We start from the raw sequence: 3,016 nt of genomic DNA on the forward strand, positions 1-3,016 counted from the left end.
GGAGCACCGGTGGCGATCTCGACGCCCGCCCCGCCGCCCCGCGGCGGGGGGACCCGGGTACGGCCGGCGAGCACCCGGTCGACGACCCGCCAGGGACCGGGGCCGCGGACCGCGTACCCGTCCATGGCGGAGTTGTCGAAGCCGGGCAGCGGCACCGCCGCCCGCACCGGCTCCGCCAGCGTCCGACCGGCCGCGGCGGCCAGCGGTACGGCCTGCGCAGGCAGCGCAGACGCCAGGTCGTGGGCGAGCCGGCGGGCCTGCGCCCAGCCGGTGGGCGTGGCCTGCTCCCGCCGATGGCGTTCGACGGCGATGGTCATGGCGCCTCCCGCGGATTCACCGGCCCACCCGGGTGCGGTCCCGGCCGGGCAGGCGGGGCGGCCCGCCCCAGCCGGGCCGGGTGGGGCGCAACCCGGGCTGCCGCTCGTCGCGGCTGCGGTAGACCACGTACGGCCGGGTGACGTACCCGACCGGCGCGCTGAAGGCGTGCACCAGGCGGGTGAAGGGCCAGCAGGCGAAGAGGCCGAAGGCGGCCAGGACGTGGATCTGGAAGCCCACCGGCACACCCGCCATCACCTCCGGGTCGGGGCGGAGGTAGAACAGCGAGCGACGCCGCCGCCGTGGCGATCGGACGACGCGCCCAGGGACACCCGATTCGGCGACGGACGACACCGCCCCCTGCCCACCGGAGTGATGAGCAGGGGCATCGGACCGCCCAGGCCGGACCGGGAATTCCGAGCGCGAGGAAACCCGCCCCCGTATCTCCGGACCCACGGACACGATCCGTGCGCGCCGGATATGGAGCGAACGCGGGGGACCAGTGTGCCCAACACCGTTCGGGGCACGCGGCTGAGCACGTGCAACCCATGCTCAGTCCGTAGGAACGGTGATCCGGTCCCAGGCGGGGATTGGCAGCGCGATCACCGCGGCGGGGAAGAGGCCGTGCTCCTCGTTGTCGATGTGCCGGTGCAGCCGGTCGAGAGCGGCGAGCACCGCCGGCCAGTCCGGTGCGGCCCGGTCGACGCTGCCGAGCACGTCGTGGATGTCCCGGTGCTCGGCGCAGAGCCGGGCCACCGCCTCGGCGAGGCTCCCTTCGGCGCGCAGTTCGGCGAAGAGTCCGTCCTCCTCGACGGCGGTGTGCGGCGCCAGCAGGGCCAGCAACTCGTCGAGCGCCCGCAGGGCGTCCGGGTCACCCCGGTGGACGGCCGACCGCAGCCGCCCGGCCGCGTCGGAGATCGATTCGTGTTCGGCCGAGAGCCGGCCGATCAGCGGAAAATCCCGGCAGCCGCAGTAGTTGCACACGAGGTCCACCTTTCCGCCGGGCGGCCGTACGCCACCCACTCGCGCCCATGGTGTCCACCGGCTACCGCCGCGGTCAGGGCCGAAGGACCCGGGTGGGCCGGGACGGCGGGCCCTGACCCGGCCGTCCCGGCGGCGGCAGACTGCTCAGGCGGTGAGCGGCAGTCGGGACAGCCGGATCTGCCAGGTGTCCGGTCCGTCCTGGAGCCACTCGGCGGCCATGCCGCCCCGGTAGCGCGATTCGATCTCGGCCAGCAACGGCCGGGGCGCGTGCGGCGCGACCAGTACCAGCGCCCCGCCGTCGGGCAGTGCCTCCAGCGCCGCCAGCACGGTGGCGTGCCGCCGGTCGTGCGGCAGCGTCCGGACGTCGAGCCTCGGGTCGATGCTCAACGTCGGGGCCGCGGCGTCCGCCGACCCGCGGTCACCGCCGCACCCACAGGTCCCACCGCAGCCACCCGACGAGTCCGACGAGTCCGAGGAGCCGAGCAGGTCGTGCATCCCGTCCAGCAGCGTCGCCAGCGACACGTCCGCGGCGTCCACCAGCAGGGGGACGAGCAACTCGTTCTCCTTCGTCAGGTGGACGGCGAGGACCGCGGCGAGGGCGCGTGCCGCCGCGACCGCCCGTACCGGCTCCGCGGCGGCTTCGAACTCGGCCACCAGGTCGGTGATCGCCCGGTGCTCCGCGCGCATGCCGCGGATCAGCAGCGCGGCCCCCGGTCGATCGGCGGCCACTGGGTAGAGGCCGGTCTCCTCGGCGTGCGCGTGCGGCAGCAGTTCGTCGCGCAGCCAGCCGAGCAGGTTGTCGCACACCTGGCCGGCCCGGGCGGTGTCGCCCTGGTCCGCTGCCGCCAGCAGGTCCGCCAGGTGCCCGTCGAGCGCTGTGGCGAGCTGGGCGTGGTGGCCGACCACCGCCCGGGCGGCGGCGCGGTCGGCGGTTGATCGTGCGTGGGACATGGGGACTCCCGTGGTTTCGACGATGAACGACGTTGTAATGTTATTCATCGTGGAAACCCTGAGAACAGGGCCGATCGGGGAGCCGATCGACGCCGACCGGCACCGCGCCCTGGGCACCGAGAGCCGGGCATCCATCCTGGGCATCATCCGGGCGACCGGCGGGGGCATGACCATCGCCGAGATCGGGGAGCGGACCGGGCTGCACCCGTCCACGGCCCGCGCCCACCTGGACCGGTTGGTCGACGCCGGCCTGCTGGTCAAGGCCCGGGCCAGCGGCGGCCAACCCGGCCGGCCGGCCTGGCGCTACCGGATCGCCGAGAACGAGGCCCCCGCGCCGGCGCCGTACCGGGCCCTGGCCGTCGCGCTGCTCGACCACCTGTCCCGACGCACCGGCGGTGACGTACGCGCCGAAGCCACCCGAGCCGGGCAGGACTGGGGCCGTCACCTGGCCGCCGCCACCCCGGCCGGCACGGACCCGCTCGACACCCTCTTCGAGGTGCTGCGCGGCCTGGGCTTCAGCCCCCGGCTGCACCACACCGCCGCCGGTCGGACCGAGATCCACCTGCACACCTGTCCCTTCCTGGAACTGGTCAACCGCAACCCCGACGCGATGTGCAACCTGCACGTCGGCGTGGTACGGGGGGCCCTGGAACACGCCGGGGCACCGCCGACCGGCGCCGTGGTCGAGCCGTTCGGCGCACCCGACGCCTGCGTGGTGCGCCTGGCCATGCCGGAGCTCGGCCCGGCTCGGGGCCGGCGTCAGCCG

Annotated in this window: 3 protein-coding genes and 2 pseudogenes; 1 reads left to right on the plus strand and 4 read right to left on the minus strand. The window is 75.1% G+C overall.

All coding sequences use genetic code 11. From position 1 onward, the window contains the following. From ONA70_RS35655 to ONA70_RS35670, 4 genes and pseudogenes are all read right to left on the minus strand, one after another. Positions 1-317: pseudogene (locus tag ONA70_RS35655) on the minus strand (hypothetical protein); the annotation flags it as partial. A 16-nt stretch (positions 318-333) separates the two neighbouring features. After that, positions 334-612: pseudogene (locus ONA70_RS35660) on the minus strand (respiratory nitrate reductase subunit gamma); the annotation flags it as partial. A 255-nt stretch (positions 613-867) separates the two neighbouring features. After that, positions 868-1,299: a hemerythrin domain-containing protein gene (locus ONA70_RS35665; RefSeq protein ID WP_265010881.1), complete on the minus strand. Its 432-nt coding sequence runs from the start codon at positions 1,297-1,299 to the stop codon at positions 868-870. Positions 1,300-1,443: 144 nt separating this feature from the next. After that, positions 1,444-2,250, minus strand: a complete 807-nt coding sequence (locus tag ONA70_RS35670) for a DUF2249 domain-containing protein (RefSeq protein WP_265010880.1) — start codon at positions 2,248-2,250, stop codon at positions 1,444-1,446. Between the two features lie 58 nt (positions 2,251-2,308). Between ONA70_RS35670 and ONA70_RS35675 the strand changes: the two genes are divergently transcribed. Beyond that, on the plus strand, positions 2,309-3,016 hold a 708-nt coding region (locus ONA70_RS35675), incomplete at its 3' end, for a helix-turn-helix transcriptional regulator (RefSeq protein ID WP_265010882.1).

Source organism: Micromonospora yasonensis (genome assembly GCF_026013475.1).
GTDB lineage: Bacteria > Actinomycetota > Actinomycetes > Mycobacteriales > Micromonosporaceae > Micromonospora > Micromonospora yasonensis.